Below are 22660 nucleotides of genomic sequence, written 5' to 3' on the forward strand. Positions count from 1 at the left end.
GATGCAGGCGCCGCGGCCAGCCCGCCGCCGGCACTGTCCCCCGCGGCCCGCGACACGTTCTGGCGTTCGCTGCAAACGCTCAATGCCACGCGCGTCGTCATCGCGCTCGTGCTGCTGGTCTATCTGAGCATCGACGGCCGCGGCCTGCATGCCTCCGGCGACTTCCTGTACGCGCAAACGTGCGCGTCGTACCTGTTCCTGGCGATCGTGTTCGCGCTGACGGCCGCCTGGTGGCGCCGCCGTTTCCTGGTGCAACTGCTGTCCCAGGTCACCTGCGACCTCGTCGTCATCTCGCTGTTGTTCACCGCGGCCGGCGGCGTGCGCAGCGGGCTGGCCATCCTGTACCTGTTCCCGCTGGCCGGCTGCGCCATCCTCGCGCCGCTCGTGCTGGCCTTGTTCTGGGCCGCGCTGGCATCGCTGTACATGCTGGCCGAGAGCACCTGGCGCACGCTGGAAGGCGACGGCGACATGGCCGTGCTGCAGGCCGGCCTGTATGGCGCGGCGTTCTTCGCCGCCGTGCTCGTGGTGAACCGGATGGCGGCGCGGCTCATCAACCAGGAAGAGCTGGCGGTCCAGCGCGGTATCGAGATCGGCGTACAGCAGGCCGTCAACCGCCTCGTCATGTCGCAGGCAGGCGACGGGATCGTGGTGGTGGGGCCGAACGGCGAACTGCTGGCCGGCAACCCGGCCTCTCTTCAGATGCTGGGCCTGTCCGGTGCGCTGGGCCTGCGGCTGGGCGCGCTGCCGTCGCTGCATCCCATCGCGCAGGCCTACGAGGACTGGCGTGCCGACGCGGCGCGGCACACCGTCTACGTGACGATCAAGCCCTATACCGATCCGGCGCTGCAGGAGCTGACGACCGCCTGGAGCGTGCGCGCCGACCTGGCGGCCCACCTGAAGGTGCGTTTCGCCGCCGCCGACACGATGGAACTGGGCACCGAGCGCAACGTGCTCTTCCTGCAGGACGTGACGGCCATCGAAAACCAGGCGCAGCAACTGAAACTGGCGTCGATGGGCCGGCTCACCGCCAGCATCGCCCACGAGGTGCGCAACCCGCTGTCGGCGATCGGCCATGCCAACTCGCTGCTGGCCGAAGACCTGAACGCGCCGGTGCATGCGCGGCTGCTGAAGATCATCGGCGACAACGTCGCGCGCGTGAACCGGATGGTCGAAGACATCCTGCAACTGTCGCGCAAGGCGCACGTGCAGGGCGAGCCGCTGGCGCTGGCCGCGCTGGTGGCCGAGCTGAAGGCGGAGTTCGACGAGATCCACCGCCTCGATCCGCGCGTGCTCGACACGGCCAGGGTCAGCGACGTGACCGTGCGCTTCGACCCGCTGCACCTGCGCGAGGTGCTCCTCAACCTGCTCGGCAACGCGATCCGCTATGCCAGCAAGCGGCCATCGTCGATCCGGCTGTTCGTCGTGCAGGTGCAGGGCCGCCCGCCGGAGCTGCACGTGCAGGACGACGGCCCCGGCATTTCCACGGAGGTGCGGGCCCACCTGTTCGAACCGTTCTACACTACGTCGTCGAAAGGCACCGGCCTGGGCCTGTACCTGGCGCGGGAACTGTGCCTGAACAACGACGCGATGCTGGACTACGAATACCGCTTCGATGCCGGCCCGGTGGCGGCGCCGGTGTCGTCCGGCCGGTTCGTCATCACGTTCGCGCACCTGTCACGGGACAATAAAGCATGAGCAATTCACCCCGAGGCGCCCCGCGCGTTTCTCCTCGTGTGCTGGTGGTCGACGATGAAGACGACCTGCGCGAACTGCTGGAGATCACGCTGTTGAAGATGGGCCTGGACGTGGACGGCGCCGCCGACCTCAAAAGCGCCCGCGCACTGCTGGCAGCCCACGACCATGACCTGGTGCTCACCGACATGCGCCTGCCGGACGGCTTGGGCCTGGACCTGGTGCGCGAGATCGCCGCCAGCGGCCGCAACCTGCCGGTGGCGGTGGTAACGGCGTTCGGCAGTGCGGAAAATGCCGTGGTGGCGCTGAAGGCCGGCGCGTTCGATTACGTGACGAAGCCGCTGCAGCTCGACCAACTGCGCCTGATGGTGCAGTCGGCATTGAAGCTGAACGTGCCGTCCGGCCCCGCCGTGCCGAGCGCGGAACCGGTGGACAGCCGCCTGAAAGGGCAGTCGGCGGCCATGCAGGCGCTGCGCGCGCAGATCGCCCGGCTGGCCCGCTCGATGGCGCCGATCGCGATCACCGGCGAATCGGGCTCCGGCAAGGAACTGGCGGCCCGCGAAATCCACGCGCAGGGCGCGCGCGCCGACAAGCCGTTCATCGCCGTCAATTGCGGCGCGATTCCCGAGGCGCTGATGGAGGCCGAGTTCTTCGGCTACCGCAAGGGCGCGTTTACCGGCGCGGCGGACGAGCGCGACGGCTTCTTCCAGGCGGCCAATGGCGGCACGCTGATGCTCGACGAAGTGGCGGACCTGCCATTGCCGATGCAGGTGAAACTGCTGCGCGCGATCCAGGAACGGCGCGTGCGCAAGATCGGCGCCACCGCCGAGGAGCCGGTGGACGTGCGCATCGTCAGCGCCACGCACCAGGACCTGGCCCGCTGCGTTGAGCAGGGCAAGTTCCGGCAGGACCTGTTCTATCGGCTGAACGTGATCGAGCTGTCGCTGCCGCCGTTGCGCGAGCGGCTCGACGACCTGCCGGTACTGATCGAGGCGATCCTGGCGCGCCTGTCCGCCACGGGCGGCCAGCCGGCCACGCTGGGGCCGGGCGTGCTCGACGCACTGCGCGGCTACAGTTTTCCCGGCAATGTACGCGAACTGGAAAATATCCTGGAGCGCGCGCTGGCGTTTTCCAACGATGGCGTGATCGATGTGGCCGACCTGGCGCTGAAGGGGGCCAGGCTGGCCGAAGCGCCCGCGGCGGCGCCGGCGTCCGTGCCAGTGTCAGTACCCGCGCCCGTGCCCGTGGCACCGGGTGCCACGATGGTGCTCTCATCCGCCACTGCGCCGGCCGGCGAGCGGATGCCGCCGCTGCCCGATTTGTCCATACTGCCCTCGAACCTGCCGGCCTACCTCGAGCGGGTGGAGCGCGAAATCATCGTGCGCGCCCTCGACCAGACGCAATACAACCGCACGCAGGCCGCGCAACTGCTCGGCATCAGCTTCCGGCAGCTGCGCTACCAGATGCAGAAACTGGGGATCCAGGAGCCGGAAGGCTGAGCCGGGCCACTCCGAATGGATGAGGTAACTCGGCTATAATGCCCGGCCTCGTTGCGGCGCGGTGCTGTCGGCGGCAGATGAGGGGCCTGGTGTCGGACACTTTTTTCGCAGGAAAAGGTGTCGGACACCGGTGTTTGCCAGCGCACGGGAAACCGGTATCTGCACCGGAGAACCGGTGTCTGACACTATTTCCAAGTGAGACGCCTGGAAAATAGTGTCAGACACCAGACGTCGAGCAATCGTGCTTCCCTAACACATTTGACAGGTTAGCGCTTGCTTCACCCAGAAAGCCCGGTCTTATCGAGGCCCTGAAAAGTCAACTGAATTATTAGTCATTCTGGCAAAGAATTTTCGGTCATAGTCCTTGTCGCGAGCTATCGCGCTCACTACAATTAGTGTCATAGATTGTGTGGTGCACTAAATCTAGTGCTTTGGTGGATAACTTGGTGGGTAACTCGGCAAAATCGGTTGATAACCCGGTTGATAAGTCCGTTGATAACCTCTCGATGAAACTGTCTGGTACCCGGTGCATGTGATGACCAGGTAACCGGGTCCGCTGCGAGGCGCCTGAGCCTGCACCACCTATCAGCCACCGGGCGAAAACCCGGCAGCCGCGCGTCATTCGGACGATTTGTTCGAGGGCCCGGTTTTGCCGTTTTATCTCAGGTTCTTCTTAGTTTTCATCTTAGTTTCATGCCGGGCTTGATCCCTGGGTTTGATCCCATCCATGGCAACAGAATTTGTTCCGAACACTTAATCGGGAGCGTACATACATGCAATCCAACCAAGACATCACCACTCCATCGGCCCAGCAGGTTCCAGCGGCCGCAGCGCAGCCGGCCAGCGGCCTGACCACGGCAGCCGCCCTGGGCGACTACCGCATCATCCGCCGCAACGGCGCCGTCGTTGCCTTCGAGCCGTCGAAGATCAATGTCGCCATGACGAAGGCCTTCCTGGCCGTGCAGGGCGGCCCCGGCGCTGCTTCCGCGCGCATCCGCGACCTGGCCGAACAGCTGACGAACAACGTGGTGAATGCCCTGGTGCGCCGCCAGCCTTCCGGCGGCACGTTCCACATCGAAGACGTGCAGGACCAGGTGGAACTGGCGCTGATGCGCTCCGGCGAGCATGACGTGGCCAAGGCCTACGTGTTGTACCGCGCCAAGCAGATGGAAGAGCGCCGTGCCAAGAAGGCCGCCGCAGGTACCGCCGACGTCGCCGAACCGGAACTGCACGTGACGGAAAACGGCCAGCGCCGCCCACTGGTGGTGCAGGAAGTGCGCGACCTGATCGACGCTGCCTGCTCCGGCCTGGAAAAGCACGTGGACGCGGATGCGATCCTGTCCGAAACGTTCCGCAACCTGTATGACGGCGTGCCCGTCGAAGAGCTGTACAAGTCCGCCATCCTGGCTGCCCGTGCGCTGATGGAAAAGGACCCGGCCTACTCGCAGGTCACGGCCCGCATCCTGCTGCACGTGATCCGCAGGGAAGTCTTCGGCAAGGAAACCCCGCAGGCGCAGGCTGCCGCGACGTACGTGGACTACTTCCCGCAATACATCGCCAAGGGCATCACGGCCGAGCTGCTGGACCCGAAACTGGCCGAGTTCGACCTGGCCAAGCTGGCCAAGGCCCTGGTGGCCGACCGCGACCTGCAGTTCGGCTACATCGGCCTGCAAACGCTGTATGACCGCTACTTCCTGCACATCCGCGACGTGCGCATCGAAATGCCGCAGGCGTTCTACATGCGCGTGGCGATGGGCCTGGCGCTGAACGAGGAAAACCGCGAAGCCCGCGCGATCGAGTTCTACAACCTGCTGTCCTCGTTCGACTTCATGTCGTCGACGCCGACGCTGTTCAACTCGGGCACGCTGCGCTCGCAGCTGTCGTCGTGCTACCTCACCACCGTGTCCGACGACTTGGAAGGCATCTACGACGCCATCAAGGAAAACGCGCTGCTGGCGAAATTCGCCGGCGGCCTGGGCAACGACTGGACGCCGGTGCGCGCGCTGGGCGCCCACATCAAGGGCACCAACGGCAAATCGCAGGGCGTGGTGCCGTTCCTGAAAGTGGTCAACGACACGGCCGTGGCCGTGAACCAGGGCGGCAAGCGCAAGGGCGCCGTCTGCGCCTACCTGGAAACGTGGCACATGGACATCGAGGAATTCCTCGACCTGCGCAAGAACACCGGCGACGACCGCCGCCGCACGCACGACATGAACACGGCGAACTGGATTCCCGACATGTTCATGAAGCGCGTGATGGAAAAAGGCGAGTGGACGCTGTTCTCGCCGTCCGAAACGCCGGACCTCCACGATAAAGTGGGCAAGGCGTTCGAGCAGGCCTACCTCGGCTATGAAGCCGCGGCCGCCCGCGGCGAAATCCGCGTGTTCAAGAAGATCCAGGCGCTGGACCTGTGGCGCAAGATGCTGTCGATGCTGTTCGAAACGGGCCACCCGTGGATCACGTTCAAGGATCCGTGCAACATCCGTTCGCCGCAGCAGCACGTCGGCGTGGTCCACAGCTCGAACCTGTGCACCGAGATCACGCTGAACACGGGCCCGGACGAGATCGCCGTCTGCAACCTGGGTTCCGTGAACCTGCCGGCCCACATGAAAGAGGGCAAGCTCGATCACGTGAAGCTGCAAAAGACGATCCGCACCGCGATGCGCATGCTGGACAACGTCATCGACATCAACTACTACGCCGTCGACAAGGCGCGCAACGCGAACATGCGCCACCGTCCGGTGGGCATGGGCGTGATGGGCTTCCAGGATTGCCTGCACATGATGCGCGTGCCGTACGCCTCGCAGGCGGCGGTGGACTTCGCCGACACGTCGATGGAAGCGGTGTGCTACTACGCTTACTACGCGTCGACCGAGCTGGCCGAAGAGCGCGGCCAGTACGCTTCGTACAAGGGTTCGCTGTGGGACCGCGGCATCCTGCCGCAGGATTCCGTGAAACTGCTGGCGGAAGAGCGCGGCGGCTACCTGGAACAGGACATGTCGTCGTCGATGGACTGGACGCCGCTGCGCGAACGCATCAAGCAGTTCGGCATGCGCAACTCGAACTGCGTGGCGATCGCCCCGACCGCGACCATTTCGAACATCATCGGCGTGTCGGCCTGCATCGAACCCACGTTCCAGAACCTGTACGTGAAGTCGAACCTGTCCGGCGAATTTACCGAAATCAACTGCTACCTGGTGCGCGACCTGAAGGCCCGTGACCTGTGGGATGAAGTGATGATCGCCGACCTGAAGTACTTCGACGGTTCGCTGACCAAGATCGACCGCGTGCCGCAAGACCTGCGCGACATCTACGCCACGGCGTTCGAAGTGTCGCCGAGCTGGCTGGTGGAAGCCGCATCGCGCCGCCAGAAGTGGATCGACCAAGCCCAGTCGCTGAACATCTACATGGCCGGCGCCTCGGGCAAGAAGCTGGACGAAACGTACAAGCTGGCATGGCTGCGCGGCCTGAAAACCACGTACTACCTGCGCACGATCGCCGCTTCGCACATGGAGAAATCGACGTCGAAGACGGGCGCGCTGAACGCCGTGTCGCCGGCCGCCATCGGCTCTTCGGCCGCCCCTGCCGCCTCGGCCGCCGCCGGCACCGCCGTGCCGACGCATGCCGCGCCGGACACGGTGCAGCAGGTGGAAGAAGGCGCTGCCTGCTACCTGCGCCCGGGCGACGCCGGTTTCGAAGAGTGCGAAGCCTGCCAGTAAAACCCTTGCGCGACTCCTGCCGAGTCGCCATCTATCTGTAATCCAAAAGGGAGCCGCCTCATGGCGGCGGTTCCCGTGACCGATCAAAGGAACAAGAATATGTTGAACTGGGAAGATGACGTGGCGAAGCCCGCCGCTCCGGCAATCAGTGCCGTCGAGCCGGAAACCACCGCCGAGCAGATCTCGCACCGCGTCAACGCCGACGACAAGCGCATCATCAACGGCAAGACGGACGTCAACCAGCTGGTGCCGTTCAAGTACAAGTGGGCATGGGACAAGTACCTGGCCGGTTGCGCCAACCACTGGATGCCGCAGGAAGTGAACATGCAGCGCGACATCGAGCTGTGGAAGAACCCGAACGGCCTGTCGGAAGACGAGCGCCGCCTGGTCAAGCGCAACCTGGGCTTCTTCGTGACGGCCGACTCGCTGGCCGCGAACAACATCGTGCTGGGCACCTACCGCCACATCACGGCCCCGGAATGCCGCCAGTACCTGCTGCGCCAGGCATTCGAGGAAGCGATCCACACGCATGCCTACCAGTACATCGTGGAATCGCTGGGCCTGGATGAGCAGGAAATCTTCAACGCCTATAACGAAGTGAAGTCGATCCGCGACAAGGACCAGTTCCTGATCCCGTTCATCGACACGCTGACCGACCCGGCCTTCACGACCGGCACGACCGAAAGCGACCAGACGCTGCTGAAATCGCTGATCGTGTTCGCCTGCCTGATGGAAGGCCTGTTCTTCTACGTGGGCTTCACGCAGATCCTGGCGCTGGGCCGCCAGAACAAGATGACGGGCGCCGCCGAGCAGTACCAGTACATCCTGCGCGACGAATCGATGCACTGCAATTTCGGCATCGACCTGATCAACACGATCAAGCTGGAAAACCCGCAGCTGTGGACTCCGCAGTTCCGCGACGAAATCAAGGCACTGTTCCAGGAAGCCGTGGAACTGGAATACCGCTACGCCGAAGACACGATGCCACGCGGCGTGCTGGGCCTGAACGCAGCCATGTTCAAGGGCTACCTGCGCTTCATCGCCAACCGCCGCGCCGTGCAGATCGGCCTGGAGCCGATGTTCGACCAGGACGAGAACCCGTTCCCGTGGATGAGCGAGATGATCGATCTGAAGAAGGAACGTAACTTCTTCGAGACGCGCGTGACCGAGTACCAGACGGGTGGGGCGCTGAACTGGGATTGATGTCATCCCGTAGCCCTAGGATGGTCATGGAGGCCTGTCGAGAGACAGGCCTTTTTGCTTTCTACAGATGGGTCTTGTAAGCCAATCTCTCCTGGCGTCTCGGGCCATTGTTGTTTCCTGCTCCGGGATAATGTTTCTCGTGGGATCGGCGGGAAACCCGCATGCAGACCAAGCAGCTTTTTTCCGGACCTGACTAATTCGCTCTAGAACGAGCTGGAACGATCTAAATCGGGCTAAAAGCGTCCTCTTGAACGCGATTTGGATCGATATTGCCCTCCATAAGTCAGAAACCGGTCTAAATCAGCACCGCTGGTACCGATCGCATGGGTCACGTTGGACTGTATCGGTCTATTCAGGTCCACCATTACGGTGATTATCGATACCCACCCGGCAGTCGCTGGCACGCAACCAGTGCTCCTTGCCAGGGAAGCGCAGCCAGACAAAGCGCCAGGCATTACGCCCCTTCAAGTGGCGATTGGCAAACTGCAATGGTGGCAACACCGCACTGTCATCCGACATGATCCAGTCGCCGCAAACCTTGGCGAAATCGACAGTGTCGCCATGGCTGGTACGCAGATTGGTACCATCGGGGATAAAAAGGTTCTTCCATTGGAAGCCTCGCAACGCAGGCCCATTCTGCCGCAATGCAAGCCGCTCGTTTTCCGTATGCAGCCATCGCTTCACCAATTCCACCACAAAAGCATCCGGTCTGACGCCTGGACGTGTGTCCATTAAATAAAATTCAAGTTCCAGGAATCAGTGACGGGAAAGTTTATCAGTTGGGTTGCTTCGTAATCCATGATCGGCTCCATTCTATACGCGTCTAAAAGATTGGACCGCGGCGCTGAAAAAAGGTTGTTCAAGACTTTCGTTGGTTTGAAATGGATAAAATAAGAACAGACGGCGAGCTTTTTTAGACCGAATTTAGTCGTTGATCACCCCATTTGGAGCGAAGCAGACTATTTTGGCTAATTTTGGTTAATTTTAGATCACCAAGTTCCAGGTGCATTGGGCAGGCGCTGTGAATTTAGCCGCATTTCCGATAGCAATCAGCTCGCTATAAAAAGATTTGATCTACCGAGAGGGTGAGCAGAGCGCCGATCACCGAATCGACGAGCGCCGCGCTACGTGAATTAATCTTTGCGGAATGTTAACTACGATTTACGCGATAACTATCTGGACGACTACCGAGATGCGCAGTCAGCCCCTTCGTGAAGCAGGAAACCCGCCGAAGCGACTCGCAGTTTTCCATAGCGCGGTAGGATTCCCTTCTTCAGGAAGGAAAAGAAGTCAACAAGAGTTATGGCTTTTCGTAGCTTTCAAGAAAGTGGGGATGTCATATGTGTTCAGGTCGGGAGGGAGCGAGTCTGTAGTCGAGCTGGATTGCCGCGCGGCGGGGCCAAATACGAATATATCTACCTGCAACGTGTCCTGTGGAATCGACGAGTCGATATGAAAACCAGCCATATAGTTGCCATCTCCCGCGTGGGTACGGATCGCTGTGAAGACTTCGTTGACTTGGGTAGCCTTGAAGCGCGTCGGCCCTGTCAGTAAGCACAGGGTCCGGAAATTCGCAATGCTGCCGATTCTTTCAAGCGCTGTGCTGACTGCTTCCATTGCGGCGTACGAGCCGTTCGCACGGGCGAAACCCATACGGGTGGGGCCTGTACTGCGGGCATCCTGATTAAAACCTATTACAAGTGAGCGCATTTCATTCCAATCACTACAATATGCCTGGTTTGGTTCGCCAGGCGTGCTCACTGCAAGTGCAAGGCTGCGCGCCACCTGTTGGATCGCCTCATCAGGGACAATAAACAAGGCATCAAGGTTCGCGCCAAGCAGGATTATATCCTGCTCACTGACGCCGGCTCCTATTACACCAAGTATCAAACAATACTCAGGCCTGTTTAAAGCCGGCGCTAGTAGTTGGTCTATGCTGACAGGCTGATTGGACTCAACAGTAACGACCACTAGACGATCTGGTGAATTGTATCCTTCAATCAATTCCATATTACCATTCGGGTAATATATGCTTGCGATAAGGGTGGGGTCGCTTTCCGGGTGCCAGATCATTATGATTTCTTCCGCAATTAATTTAGCTTATTATTTAAAATAAAATCATTGAAAAACATCTTGCTTGATTGTAAATGGAGAATATAGTTTGGCATTGCGGCTATGAATTATATAAATTTGGAAAATAAGGGATGTCGTAGTGTTCGAATTCTTGAGCATCGTTCGTGGGGCAGAATAGAAGGTCGCGACGAAGATTCCTACCGTGAAAAGACCCATAAGTTAGCGAGCAACTGATCGGCCAAGTGCAGGGGCTTGCCGATCAACTGAGGTTTCATTTTCACTATCGCTACGGCGATGTGATTCGGCAGCAGCACGCAGCTTAAGCAAAGCCTGCTAACTATGCATTAATTTCTGTGGCTGTGCAAAGCGCTAGTGTGCCTAGGCTCAGCATAAACGTGATCCCTTGAATGATGGACATCGTTAGCCTCTTGCCGATGATGGGCAACAGCGCAGCGACTGTAACCGGCGATAATGTTACGGCTTCGTTCTCCGTCAGAAATCAGTCACATCCTCTTTTTTGTCAGGGAACTCCACACCGGGGGCCAGATTGCTGCATCGTCAGAATAGGAAATTTGATACCGTATTACATCGGCGTCCGGGCGAATTCAATCTCAGTTGTTCCACCGCCGCCAGATGCGGCTCACCTCCGTCCCCGTCATCACTGCGATACGTCGAGGCCAAAGCGCTGGTAACCGCTCGACACCTCAACCAACTTCGCTTCTAGAGCCTAATGCCTTTTAGCTACTCGAACTCATGATTGCCGACGCGTCAACTTACCCCGCAATCGGGAGGCGGTACCGTCGGAAAACCTTTGCTTCTCAGGATCCCAGTGCTTGCCTTTTAGCTACCAGGATCACCACTTTTTCCCGGCAATCACCTTCAATCCTTCGATCGCCCGTAACTGCCCGGCTAGCGTTTCTTCAGCTTGGCACTCTCGGCCTACAATTCCTTGAGCCGACGCGCTTCTGATACCGTCAATCGTTATATCTTTCTTCTAGCGGAAAGATCTGCCTGGTGGTGTTGTGCTTCCTGCAGAGATTCCGGAAGACTATACCAGCTGCCTCGACCAGGCGATAAATTCCAAGGTTCTGTCCTTTTGCAAAACGTTTCTTTATTCAGTAGCCATATGCAAAAATAACATGAAGAGTAGCTTTTTGACTGGTTGCGAGATTCCGAGCAAGTCGAAAACTTCTGCGTTAGTCTTTGTCACTGCAAATGCGCGCATGGCCGGGTAGCAGCCGTTAGCAAATGGCTATGCGCTTTTACTGCGTCCCACGCTTGAACTGTTGTTCAGCGTTCTCAACTGCGGGAGCTATTTGCATCGAGTTCGCGAACTAGAACGAAAAAGTTTCCTTATCGAAAGCAGGTTCGATAAAATTGAACAGATCACTTATTAGCTGTATCCCGTTGTTAACTGACGGGGCGAAACAGGGCATTGAATGAAATTCTCAGAATACGTTGTAATGGGCCGACAGGAGCTGATGATGGATCCGCTCGGGTTCCTGTCTCCCTATACCGCCTTGCAGGACAAGCTGTTCAAGCAATTCACCGTCCTGTCCAACTTCCCGGCCTACCACGGTGTACTGGCATTGATCTACAGTGTGCTCGCCGATGCCGGGGTCACGCCGGCACAAAAGGAGTTCTCGCTGCAGTTTCGCCGCGCGGAAGTCCTGTGGGGCCTCCTCCACGCGGGTAATGGCGCATCGTCCTCAGTCTTGAACATCAGGAAATACAAGACCCTGATGCGTGACCGGGACAGCTTGGCTCTGGCCGATATCAGCAAGAACGACCGCATCTACGCGAGCCTTTCCTACGGCACGCTCGGCCATTATTCGAGCCCCTCAGCCATCTGGGGCATCGTCGATAAGGCGGGACGGCGGTTGACTGACCAAGGCAACGAGCTAGCTGCCGCGTTCAGCAAACGTAATGGGATCTCTCTGCGTACTGCTATCGAGGCGTGGTTGAAAGGAGCATCCTGGAATCTACAGCGCATGGACGATTACTCGGCATTGTTCGAAACCGAGGCGCCGCCGGATCGCGCCGAAGCGCAGGTGTGGCGTAAACTGATCCGCGACTACTGCGAGCGCACGCCCGCGGTCACTTCGCTGTGGCATCAACCCTTGAGCGCAACGGAAAACGAGACGTGGCAGCGCGACGCGGCGAGCCACGCCGCCGGTTTCGACGCATGGCGCAACCGCTATGCGCCCTTGAAAACCGAGCTGACCCAAGTCGAACTGTTCCAGCAGTTGACCGGGCTAGTACAGCATATCTTCGAACGCGAGTATCTGTCGTGTGCCGAAAAGGGCAACCGGGCGCTGCCTTTCGGCGAGCTCGAGGAGGACCTCGCGAACGCGCTGCGCACGACAGCGCGCGCCTACACCCGGACGCCGGAGTGCAGCGACAGCAAGGGCTTGTTTGCCGGCTTGACGGATGCCAGCGATTATACGGACGCGGCACAGCGCATCCTCGCCCACCACCTTGCGCACCAAAAGGGCAAGGGAAGCCTGCCTTTCATGGAAGACGGCGAAATCCGCGTGCGCGACAGGTTCGACATGCGCAGCTACGGCGAGCGGCGCAGTGCCTTGGCATCCGCCGGCGGGCGCAGTGCCCGGCTTGCCCTGATCGCCTTCCAGCATCGGCGCGACTGGCACTTCCAGCGTGCTAGCCGTTACCATTCCTACGCCCACGCATGAGCCAATTACCTTCCCAGGGAGAATTCGATTCGCTGCAGAGTATCTTCGCCGACCTCGCTGCCAATGCGACCAAGGATCCGATCGAGCGCATAGTCGTCTTGACCTACGAATTCGACGATCAACAGCTGATCAACCTAATCGCCGGGCGCCGACTCGACGACGAGTTCGATTTGCGCACGAACCACCTGCGTTTTATCGCGGCCTGCCAGCCGCTCGTGCTTTATGACGCCCGCAAGACGCGAGAGTCGAACAAGCTGCCACATTTCCTCGACCTGATTCCCGTGCGTGCTAAGGCATACAGCTGCCACCATGCCAAGGCCTACCTCATAGTCACGCGCAATGCCGTGCGCCTCGTGCTCGGATCTTTCAACCTGACTCAGAGCGGCCTGTTTTCGAACCGCGAAGTCTTTATGGACTTTGAGTGGAGCGCGAAGGAGCGCGCCAACGCTGGGCTGCTGCGAGCCTTCATCGCATTGTTGCGCACAGGCTATGCGCGTCAACCCCATGCCGCCGCTTCGCCGGCGCTGGCGAGCGTCGTCGTCACCCTGGACGCCCGCTTCGAGAAGTGGAAGCTGGGTGGTGCAGACGCTGCCAAGGATGCCTATACCTTGCTGACCTCGGGCTACGGCGACACGGGACTGCAGCAACTGGCAGGCTCCTGGCAAGCGTTGTCGTCCGGCCCGGTACGCAAGCTGGTCGTGGTGTCGCCCTTCTTCGACCGCGGTAGCACTTTCCTGGCCGATGCCCTGGAGCGCGAGTTGGGACCGATCGGAGAAATCGTGATCCATACCGATGCGGACAATGTGGAGACGGTGAGCAAGCGTCATTACGGGAATGGGACGGGACGGCGCCTGCTGCACCTGATTCCGGAAACGATCAACAGCGAAGAACGTGCGCGCATCGCGGCCGCCAACGACGGGGCTAGCCTCGACAAGCTCGCCATCGTCCGCAAGCTGCACGCGAAGATCCTTATCCTGTGCGGACAAGGGCAAGACCACCTGGTCTACATCGGCAGCGCGAATTTTACTAGCAAGGCCTGGAACGGTGACAACCATGAGTTGGGACTGACCTGGGTGCACAAGGGCAGCGCGGAAGCGCTGGTCGCCACCGTCATCAAGGCGCTGGGGTCCACTGCCGTCTGCTCATACGCGCAGTTGTCGCAGCAGCTGGACGCCACCGAGCGCGAAGACGATGTGCTCTACGAGCATGGCGCCGGCGGGCTCGACTTCATCCGCGACATCGAACTGCGCTCACCAGATGGGCTGGCGACGGTGGCATTCCATTTCGCTTGCGATCAGCCCGAACGGCTGCGCGACTATGACATTGCCTGGGGCGACCTAGCCATCACGGCCGATGGAAACGCGTCGCAGGCGATCAGCTGGGATGCCTCCGCGCTTCCCTTGCTGGGAAAGCGCAACCTGCGCTTTCTCCCGCGTGGGCTTGCCGAACCCGTGTTCTACCTACCTTTCCGCCACGCCGCCGAGCTGTTGGCATATGCGGACCTGAAACTATTTGCCAATGCTGAAGACTGGCTGTCGTATTACTTGAAGCCGCCGTATAGGGGCATCGGTGGTCCGGGCGAGCGCATTCCTGGCGAGCCGGAGGAAGAGCAGCCGATCGACACGCCGGTCGACCGCGAAAGCAACGTGGTGATCGCGATGCAGCGCCATCTCAGTCTTTTCTCGGCGGTGGAGCGTGTGTTCGAGCAGCGGGTCGCCGACCTGGCGGGCTTACCGGACTGGCAGGAGCAGTGGGCGCGGATGGTGGAAAAGCCCTTGTTGCTGTATGCCCAGCTGCTCGACAAGGAATACCAGGAAGCGACCATTCCGCTTCGCGACCAGGTACACGCCTTCAAGCTGGGCGAACTGGTGCTGTCCTGCCACAGGATGGGCGTGCAGCTGCCAGCCATGAGCGCGCTTGCGCGCCGTCTCGCAGCCGGCTTGCAGTCGCGTCCCACCGCCCCCCCCGTGTTGGCAACCTATCTCGATTTTTGCAGGAGCGAACTGGCATGAAACGCAGCATCCCTTTCGAGCGCATCATCAAGGCCAGGGCCGAACGCGCGAGCGTGCAAGGCGACTGGGATCGTCAGCGAGCGACGGCGCAGGCTATCTCGGCGCGCTTTGCAGACGGCCATGATGCGGTCCTGCTCGCCGATGAAGTCGGCATGGGCAAAACTTATGTCGCCTTGGCGGTCATGGCTGATTACCTCATGCAAAGCGAGCAGAACGACCGCAAGGTTCTCTTAATCACACCGCCCAGTCACGTGCTCAAGCACAAGTGGGGCGAGGAGATTGCTAGCTTCAACGGCAGGTACGTGTGTCGCGCCAAAGATAGCAGACGCAAGGAAATGCGGCCGCTTAAGGTGAACAGTTATTGGGACCTGTTCCGCAACCTCCACGACTACGAGGATACGACGCGCCTGCGCGTGGACAAGGGAACCCTGCATCCTTTCCTCCACACGCTGTTCGGCTGGGCGAAGTCGCGCGGCCTGCTCGGCAAGCAGCCACGCCTGTGGCCCGTGCTGAGTGAATTCGACGTCCTCGACAATGCCAACTTGCGCTTTACCGCCCAGTACTCGCAAGCGGCGATCCAGGAATTCCTTGAGAGCGAATACGCGGTGTGCAAGGGCTGGTTCCAGGATCAGTTCCAGGGGTTGAAGACCAGCACCGGTGAGGACTGGCCGCTTGCCAACTTGTTCAAGCGGTTCACCGCCCAGCAGGACCGGTTTAAGCCCAACGTGTACGTTATGAACATGAGCGCGTTGAGCGCGCCGCGTATTGACGAAGCTGAGAACAAACTATTCTCGCAGTTCGTGCTGGGCTTCCTACTATCCGGTGTCCATGCTGAAAACAGGATGAAAGTAGTATGCGCTCTTGAAGCAGCGAACATCCTCAGGGAACGCGTGCGCTACGCGCGCTGGCAGGAGTATTTGGCGAGTGTGCTATCCACCAGCCGCGAAGACATGTATGGATTGCGCGGCGCCACTACGCGGGTTCTGGAACGCGCCGACGTGGCCGCGCGCTGGAGCGCCTTGCGTGCGCAACTGTCCGATGGCGGGGCACTGCGTGCCTTTTTCAACGACGTGCGCAACCTCGTCTTCCAGGAAAAGCTTGCTGAAGCTAATATCGGGCTCGCCGTCATCGACGAGGTGCATAACTGGAAGGCAGGCAAACACAACGCAGAGGTCTTCAACACCCAATACGCGCCTTATATCGCAAGCAAGCTCATCATGTCCGCAACGCCCTTCCAGGTCGAGCAGGGCGAAATGGCGCGCGTCTTCAACATCGTGGTGCGCAAGGACGGCAAGTCTGCCAGGGTGCTGAAGCAGGTGTTCGGGCAGGGACCAACGCAGAGCGGAGGATTGATGCAGATATGCCTCCAGGCAAGCAATAAGTTCGCGCTGGCTTGGCAAGCCTTGGGCACGGTGCGAAGCAACAAGGAGCTCGACGCCCTGCTCGCTGCCCGTGAAAAAGAGGGGATCCTCCAAGCGGCGCAAGCGATCGTGGACGAAGGCCATGCGCAGGAGGCGGTTGAGGATTTTGCCGCCGCGCTGTTGGCTTACCGAAATTCGATCGAAACTCTGCAAGCCGGATTGCGCGACATCGCCATTCGCCATACCAAGCCGCGCAACAAGCGCGATTTCCGGATTGGCCGGCATTTCCATGAGGGGCATCCCGATAGCCGTCCACGTCCGACCCTCTACCGAAGCGACGGGTATGGGGGCGAGGACGCCGCCATGGTCAACTTCATCGGCATGCGCCTGGGGCAGTTCGTGGAGCGCGAGGGGGGCAGGACAAAGGCAGCGAATGCGCGCCTGCTCGGTGGCCTGTCCTCGAGCACAAGCGCCTACCTGCATGGCGCCAGCGCGCGCAGGGGTGCGTCCTCGCAGCAGCGCTACCAAACCATGTTCACTCAAGTACTAGAAAAGACGGCGCATCCGAAGGTCGAGGCGACCGTCACGCGGGCATTCGAGAATTTCGTGCAAGGCCGCAAGACGCTGATCTTTTGCGAACGGGTCCAGACGCTGGGCGAGATCGAGGCCGCGCTCACCCGGAAGATCGATGTCTGGCACCAGGCCCAGGCTAGTGCCGATGCAATGCGACGCAAGAGCCTCCTGAAGCGCTCCGAACTCGTCGACAACCTGTGGTGGCTTTCGCTGGGCGACGCCAGCGGGCGAGCGGAAGAATTTGCGCGGGAACTGACGCGCGGGCGCGAGGCTGCCAGTAGATTCGTTCAGGCTTGCTTGGTACAGGCGGGGATCAAGTCGACTGCGCGGCGCATCATCCGGCTGCTCGACGCCTGCCTGCTGGCGCCGGCGGTGACGCAGGACCCCCAGCTCGCAGGGCGCTGGCCGCAGGCGCTGCGAATGTTCGCCGGAATGCACGATGCATTGACGGGCGTCGACAGCGAGCGCAGGACCAGTCTGCTGCAGGACTATGTGAATGGAACCGGACAGACCGAGGACGAGCGTTCCGAGGAAGACAAGGATGACGATGAAACAGCTGACGGAGCCGACGTGCTAAGGGTACTCGATGCCCAGTACCGCGACCGCCAGAACCTGTGGTGTGTGCAGCCGCGCCCGACTTTCCATGGCGCGCTGTGGGATCTGCTCGAGGCCGAAGCGGAGCGCTTGCTGGCGAGCCATCCTTCCGAGCTGCCCCTGCAGGCCTTTTCCGAAATACTGCTGCAGTTGATGGCCGGCTTGAGGCGGGTCGCCCTGCGCGACGACCTGATCGCGCGTTATGAAGCGCTCCCCGGCTACCAGACCCATTTCGAACGCATCAGTGCTGGCCTGGCGACGATGGAATTGGGACATGGCGAAACGATGCTGGCGCGCACAGTGCGGTTCATCGAAGGGCTAACGGCGGAAGAGGGCTCGATCAGCCAGGCCGATCAGCGCGAATCGAAGCGCAGGAGCATGTGGAGCGGCATCCTGCGCCGGGACGTGAAGCATGTCAGCATCCTGTCCGGTGCAACCGGCAATGAATTGCGCGCCAAGCTGTGCGCGTCGTTTAACTCGCCGCTGTTGCCGGACATTTTGGTGTGCTCGGCCATCGGTTCGGAAGGCATCGACTTGCACCGGCATTGCGCGGACATCGTCATTCATGACCTGCCTTGGAATCCCGCCAAGTTGGAACAGCGGATCGGCCGGCTGGACCGGGTCAATTCACTGGCTGATCCGTCCAAGAATATCCGGATTCGCATTGGTATCCCTTATTTAGCGAACAACTACGAACAATTTCAGTACGACGTCGTGTTTTCGCGGGCCCAGACATTCGAGGTGTTGCTGGGTACGCCCGATTTCGGGGCCGGCGATATCGACGAAGAGGTGTATGGCGAGGGCTCCACTGTTGAAGCGGTGCGCGAGGGCGAAGATGGCAACGCTGGTTCGCAAGCTGCTGTGATGCCCGCGTTGCCGGAATCGATGATCGGGTTCCTGAAGGTGGACCTCGCGGTAGTCAGTTAACCGACGGTGAAGGACAGCGTCTGGCCGAAAGCAGCCGATCGCATTGTCAAAGTTTACATGGTTGTTGTCCCTAGGACAAGCGCGAGGCGTTATCAGGCGCTTGTAAGCCAAGTTTTTACTCATGACGATAACGAAAGCCTGCCCGGTCGCAAAATGCCTCAAATTCACAGCGATATCCTTTCCTGACGTCAACTACAGGAGGGAACATGTCCGATTTCTATCGCTACTTCAAGGAGAACATGGATGGGCTTGGCTTACCAGCGCCGGAATCCCTGTATGGGACGTGTCAGGCGGCCGTAGCCAATGCAGCGGTGCTTCTCGGCCAGCTCGACAAATTCGGGCGGAAGGTTACCGTCAGGGAGCTTATCGTCGCAGGTACCCGGCTGGAACAGCTTGCCGTGATTGGTGCGCTATCAGCCGCCTTCTACGTTGGTGCGGTGATCGGCAGTATCGCAGTCGCCACCGGGCGCGTACTAGGCAACGGAACTTCGCTAGCCGACGTGATGCTGCTGGCCCACCAGAAACATCTGAGCAGGCCGTGGCTTCCTGCCACCCTTCAACGCTGGCCAGGCACCTATAAAGAAGCTGCAGGCCGCAACATGTACCGACAGGCAGCGACACAGCGATGAATGACAGGATCCTTCTGATTCTGGCCGCACTGGGATGCTCATTGGCTGCCTGGGCGTTCTGGCATTACATGGACCAGGATGCGTTCGAAGTCCTGGTCCTGGTGGCCCTGATCGCCGCAATCGCGGACAACTGGCGGTTGCGTCGCGCCCTGCGATCAGCCAGGGAATGCCGCAAGCCTTGATGATGGGGCGGTGAAGCGCTCCTCGATCGAGAACGCCAACCTCGACGGGTTGGCGTTCCTGTTCATGATGATTCGCCTGCCTGGTCCTCCACTCATTTCCAGATAAACCGCGTCCCATCCCCGCTTTCGGTCAGCGGCCCGGGGCTGTCGACGGACACCTTTCCGCTCGCTGCGTCTACCCTCACAAAGCGGTTATTGGCCAGCGCCATCAGCACGAGCTCCCCGGTCGGTGTCTCGATCCACTGGAAGCTCTGCGCCTCGCCCGGCGCGCCATCGGCCAGTGATAAAGCGCCATCCGAACCGACCGTCACATACTGTTTACCGGCCCGCAGCGCGACGCGGCCCAGCTTCATGTTCTCGACGGCGAACCGGGAAGGCGCACCAACCGACAAACGCCCATCGCCGGCGTGCAGCCCGGTCTTCCCGCCAAAAGAGGTCAACGTCACCGATCTACCGAACGGGATCGCCCGCATCAGTCCATGCGGATAGGGCTGGTGGACGTCCATGCTGTCGAAGTCGGCCACGCCACCTTCGACACCCGCGGTGTTGTAATTGAAGAGGGCATAGCGCACCCCCTGGAACGTCACGAGCTGGAAGATCATCGTGAACTCGTCGCCCACCGGCACGAAGGTCTTGCCGTCGACCGAGTAAGAGAAGCGCGCCTTCTCCGTCAGGAAGTCGGCATCGGCACGCAGCCAGACGCGCGAGGCTTTCACCGCGACCCGCTTCGTGGCGTTGCGGGCCTGGTCGAAGACGGCGACCGACAGCCCGCTGGCCGTCTTCTCGACACCCAGCGTCGCATAGGGCAGGTTCAGCAGCGCCAGGCCGGCCACGTCGCCTTCTTTCAGGCCACCGGCATCCAGCACGACGGTCGGCGACGACTTGGGGCCGATGGCGCGCTGGGTGAGGCTGTTGCGAGCCTCCCAGAACGACTTCGCCGGCAGCGCATGCAGCCGCAGGTAGCCCGGCCGCTCGGCCAGCGACCACTTGCCGTCCACCGGCACGTGGTTCCACTGCCAGACCGGTTTCAGCGATGTGCCTGAAAAGTCGTCGCTGCGCTCGTACGGCACGCGCACCGGCTGCGGCTCGGCCGTCTTCGGCTTCACCCACGTGCGCGGGTTGCGGCCCAGGTTGCCGGGCAGGCCGAAGTACGGCCAGCCATCCTGCCACGTGACCGGCGACAGCGACAGCAGGCGGCCCACCGAGTTGTAGTCCATCATCGAATAGCCCCACCATTCGCCGGCCGGCGTGAACACGATGCCGCCCTGGTGGATCGCGGTGGAGTCGTGCCGCTTTGGATTGCCCGGCACGACGTCGAACGGCGGACGCGGTGGCGCACCGGACTTCAGCCGGTTGCCCTCGGCCATGCCGAAGCCTTCGTTGGTGCTGATGGAGTGGTTCACTTCCCATGGGCCGAACGGGTTGTCGGCGCGGGCGGCCGGCATGCGGAAGCCGCCCGCGTAGTTCGCGCTGAGGATGTAGTACTTGCCGTCGATCTTCAGGAAGTGGGCGCCTTCGCCCATGCCCTGGTCCTTCGCGAACACCACCTTCTCGGTGCCGGGTACCAGGTCGGTCAGGTCGGCGGTGAGCTGGGCGACCTTCATCTCCTGGTGGTCCCACACCACGTAGACCTTGCCGTCGTCGTCGAACAGCACGGACAGGTCATGCAGGCTGCGCTTCATTTCGCGGTGGGTCCACGGGCCTTTCGGGTCCGTGGCGGTATAGATCTGCGTGCCGCGGCCGTTCACGTTGGTGAAGATGTAGAACGTGCCGTCGTGGTGGCGAAAGCTGGGCGCCCAGATGCCCTGGCCATAGATCGCCTTGCCCTCCTCGAGCCGGAACTGCGGGCCGAAGTCGAGCTTCGGCGATGCGTAGCTCAGGAACTCCCAGTTCACCAGGTCCTTCGAGCGCAGCACCGGCAGGCCCGGCATCGCGTGCATCGTGGTGCCGGTCAGGTAGAACCAGTCGCCCACGCGGATCATGTCGGGATCGGAGAACTCGTCGTAGAACAGCGGGTTGGTGAACGTGCCGTTGCCGTTGTCCGGCGTCCAGGTTTTCGTCGACAAGCCCTGGACCGGCCGCGCTTCCTGCTGGGCCATGGCGGGCGCGGCGATCAGGAGGGAAGACAGGGCGAGCGAAATGGCGAGACGCAGGGAGCGGGGAGTCGGCATGGTGGGAAAGCGGCGGGCGCGGTCGGTATCGGGAGCCCAACATAATCCCTTCGGCCTTCGAAGGCCAATGAATTTTTACGGCTCATCCATATGAAGTCGGATATGTCGGCAGGCCAGGGAAGGCGACACCTTCGCTGCGCCATTCGGCCGGTGCCGGCACCGCGTAGCCTTCGAGCAGGAGGCCGCCGTGCGGTGCGAGCGTGCGCCGGACTGTCGTGTCGAACAGCGCCCTGGCCGCCGCCGGATCGGACGCCAGCGCCGCCATCGCGGCCACGAGGTCGTCGGCGAGCGCGGCGTCCACGGCGCGCAGCCGCCGCGCCAGGTGCTTGCCCACGCCGGTCCACGCACCGGCCGCGAGCAGGGCGAACTGGGCCAGCGCGTCGTACAGCTTGATGGCGGTGGCCAGCGTTTCGTCCGGCGCCGTGCCATCGACCAGGTCTTCGAGCAGCGTGGTGATTTCATAGCGGCGGCCGGCCAGCATGGCTTGTGTCGGCGGCGGTGCGCCGAGATCGAGCAGTTGCCGCGCATGAGCGCGCAGCCATGCCGCGCATGTGTCGTCGTGCAGCACGCTCACGCCATCGACCACCATGTTCGCCAGCGGCATGCGTCCGGCCGGCCGGTCGATCGTGCGGCAAAAGTAGTCGAACGTGGCAGGGTCGTGGCCGAACAGCTCGACCGTTTGCGTGTCCACCTTCAGCGTGTCGCGCCATGCGTGGTCGACGCGATCGAACACGAGCAGCAGGTCGATGTCCGACGTCGGCGTGGCTTCGCCGCGCGCGATCGAGCCACCGATGATCGCCACCCTCGCATCGGGCCAGCGCGGTAGCAGCCGGTGCTTGACGAGGTGGCGTGCGGCGTCGATATGCATGGGTCGTCTTTCGATATGAGAAGCGGGCAGTGTAGACCGTCCACGTCGTGCGCGCGCAGGTTCACGGCGGCCGAACCGGCCCGCTCCATCAACGTCGAGCACGTTCGCGAGAACGTCCACATTGAGCACGCCGCGCCACGCGCGACACCTTGCGCCGCCTGCCGTATGGCCCTTTCGGGCAGGCGTGCGCACGGTTGCACCACATTTTTTTCACGTGCGGTGTCATCTGCATGGCGGCCTCGCGACGGCGTTCCGACACCTCGCATGCATGCCGGCTCAAGCATGCGGAGATGTTGGAGTGCTTTGCATAACGCCTTTAGGTAAAGGCGTTATGCAAAGCGAGGTTGGTCGGCGAGCGTCGCGAAGTGCACGCGTTCGATGGCGCACGGTGCGCACGATGCACTCGGCTATGTGCGTTACCTCGCGCAGCACGGTAAAAAAAGAGCGTGAAAAGCATGCGTGCC

13 protein-coding genes are annotated in these 22660 nt (G+C 61.3%); 9 read left to right on the top strand and 4 right to left on the bottom strand.

The features are described from left to right. The first annotated feature begins 33 nt into the window (after positions 1 to 33). The 4 genes from ACY65G_RS15100 (at position 34) to ACY65G_RS15115 (ending at position 8113) form a co-directional block, all read left to right on the top strand. Positions 34 to 1695, top strand: a complete 1662-nt coding sequence (locus ACY65G_RS15100) for a two-component system sensor histidine kinase NtrB (RefSeq protein WP_464998374.1) — start codon at positions 34 to 36, stop codon at positions 1693 to 1695. Beyond that, positions 1692 to 3191 (top strand): sigma-54-dependent transcriptional regulator, encoded by a 1500-nt coding sequence (locus ACY65G_RS15105; protein WP_464998143.1) that lies wholly within the window; start codon positions 1692 to 1694, stop codon positions 3189 to 3191. The genes ACY65G_RS15100 and ACY65G_RS15105 overlap by 4 nt, the downstream gene beginning before the upstream one ends. A gap of 773 nt (positions 3192 to 3964) precedes the next feature. After that, positions 3965 to 6910, top strand: a complete 2946-nt coding sequence (locus ACY65G_RS15110; RefSeq protein ID WP_464998144.1) for a ribonucleoside-diphosphate reductase subunit alpha — start codon at positions 3965 to 3967, stop codon at positions 6908 to 6910. Positions 6911 to 7009: 99 nt separating this feature from the next. Beyond that, on the top strand, positions 7010 to 8113 hold the full coding sequence (locus ACY65G_RS15115) for a ribonucleotide-diphosphate reductase subunit beta (protein ID WP_130187564.1): 1104 nt from the start codon (positions 7010 to 7012) through the stop codon (positions 8111 to 8113). Positions 8114 to 8461: 348 nt separating this feature from the next. Here ACY65G_RS15115 and ACY65G_RS15120 read toward each other — a convergent pair whose 3' ends face one another. Both ACY65G_RS15120 and ACY65G_RS15125 read right to left on the bottom strand, forming a co-directional pair. Continuing rightward, positions 8462 to 8845, bottom strand: coding sequence for a hypothetical protein (locus tag ACY65G_RS15120; protein ID WP_464998145.1), 384 nt, complete (start codon positions 8843 to 8845; stop codon positions 8462 to 8464). A 558-nt stretch (positions 8846 to 9403) separates the two neighbouring features. After that, positions 9404 to 10186, bottom strand: coding sequence for an FtsZ/tubulin family protein (locus tag ACY65G_RS15125; protein ID WP_464998146.1), 783 nt, complete (start codon positions 10184 to 10186; stop codon positions 9404 to 9406). 1481 nt (positions 10187 to 11667) lie between these two features. Here ACY65G_RS15125 and ACY65G_RS15130 point away from each other — a divergent pair. The 5 genes from ACY65G_RS15130 to ACY65G_RS15150 all read left to right on the top strand — a co-directional run bounded on the left by ACY65G_RS15130 (position 11668) and on the right by ACY65G_RS15150 (position 19157). After that, positions 11668 to 12879 carry a hypothetical protein gene (locus ACY65G_RS15130; protein WP_464998147.1) on the top strand — a complete coding sequence of 404 codons (1212 nt, stop codon included), beginning with the start codon at positions 11668 to 11670 and terminating at the stop codon, positions 12877 to 12879. After that, positions 12876 to 14891 (top strand): hypothetical protein, encoded by a 2016-nt coding sequence (locus tag ACY65G_RS15135; protein WP_464998148.1) that lies wholly within the window; start codon positions 12876 to 12878, stop codon positions 14889 to 14891. Before ACY65G_RS15130 ends, ACY65G_RS15135 begins: the two co-directional genes overlap by 4 nt. Further along, positions 14888 to 18346, top strand: a complete 3459-nt coding sequence (locus tag ACY65G_RS15140; RefSeq protein ID WP_464998149.1) for a helicase-related protein — start codon at positions 14888 to 14890, stop codon at positions 18344 to 18346. The genes ACY65G_RS15135 and ACY65G_RS15140 overlap by 4 nt, the downstream gene beginning before the upstream one ends. Positions 18347 to 18552: 206 nt before the next feature. Beyond that, positions 18553 to 18975, top strand: coding sequence for a hypothetical protein (locus ACY65G_RS15145; protein ID WP_464998150.1), 423 nt, complete (start codon positions 18553 to 18555; stop codon positions 18973 to 18975). Then, a complete protein-coding gene (locus ACY65G_RS15150; RefSeq protein WP_464998151.1) occupies positions 18972 to 19157 on the top strand; it encodes a hypothetical protein in 186 nt (61 codons plus the stop codon). Before ACY65G_RS15145 ends, ACY65G_RS15150 begins: the two co-directional genes overlap by 4 nt. Positions 19158 to 19249: 92 nt before the next feature. Here the strand turns inward: ACY65G_RS15150 and ACY65G_RS15155 are convergent, their stop codons facing one another. Then, the gene (locus ACY65G_RS15155) at positions 19250 to 21328 is read right to left on the bottom strand and encodes a family 43 glycosylhydrolase (RefSeq protein WP_464998152.1); all 2079 of its coding nucleotides are present in this window, start codon (positions 21326 to 21328) and stop codon (positions 19250 to 19252) included. A gap of 82 nt (positions 21329 to 21410) precedes the next feature. Next, on the bottom strand, positions 21411 to 22196 hold the full coding sequence (locus ACY65G_RS15160) for a nucleotidyltransferase domain-containing protein (RefSeq protein ID WP_464998153.1): 786 nt from the start codon (positions 22194 to 22196) through the stop codon (positions 21411 to 21413). Positions 22197 to 22660 lie beyond the last annotated feature (464 nt).

It is taken from the genome of Pseudoduganella sp. jia 12 (genome assembly GCF_055502675.1).

Bases quoted from the DNA above. Each gene is read 5' to 3' on its own strand.
- ACY65G_RS15105 (WP_464998143.1), top strand. From the start codon at position 1,692: ATGAGCAATTCACCCCGAGGCGCCCCGCGCGTTTCTCCTCGTGTGCTG.
- ACY65G_RS15110 (WP_464998144.1), top strand. From the start codon at position 3,965: ATGCAATCCAACCAAGACATCACCACTCCATCGGCCCAGCAGGTTCCA.
- ACY65G_RS15115 (WP_130187564.1), top strand. From the start codon at position 7,010: ATGTTGAACTGGGAAGATGACGTGGCGAAGCCCGCCGCTCCGGCAATC.
- ACY65G_RS15120 (WP_464998145.1), bottom strand. From the start codon at position 8,845: ATGGACACACGTCCAGGCGTCAGACCGGATGCTTTTGTGGTGGAATTG.
- ACY65G_RS15125 (WP_464998146.1), bottom strand. From the start codon at position 10,186: ATGATCTGGCACCCGGAAAGCGACCCCACCCTTATCGCAAGCATATAT.
- ACY65G_RS15130 (WP_464998147.1), top strand. From the start codon at position 11,668: ATGATGGATCCGCTCGGGTTCCTGTCTCCCTATACCGCCTTGCAGGAC.
- ACY65G_RS15135 (WP_464998148.1), top strand. From the start codon at position 12,876: ATGAGCCAATTACCTTCCCAGGGAGAATTCGATTCGCTGCAGAGTATC.
- ACY65G_RS15140 (WP_464998149.1), top strand. From the start codon at position 14,888: ATGAAACGCAGCATCCCTTTCGAGCGCATCATCAAGGCCAGGGCCGAA.
- ACY65G_RS15145 (WP_464998150.1), top strand. From the start codon at position 18,553: ATGTCCGATTTCTATCGCTACTTCAAGGAGAACATGGATGGGCTTGGC.
- ACY65G_RS15150 (WP_464998151.1), top strand. From the start codon at position 18,972: ATGAATGACAGGATCCTTCTGATTCTGGCCGCACTGGGATGCTCATTG.
- ACY65G_RS15155 (WP_464998152.1), bottom strand. From the start codon at position 21,328: ATGCCGACTCCCCGCTCCCTGCGTCTCGCCATTTCGCTCGCCCTGTCT.
- ACY65G_RS15160 (WP_464998153.1), bottom strand. From the start codon at position 22,196: ATGCATATCGACGCCGCACGCCACCTCGTCAAGCACCGGCTGCTACCG.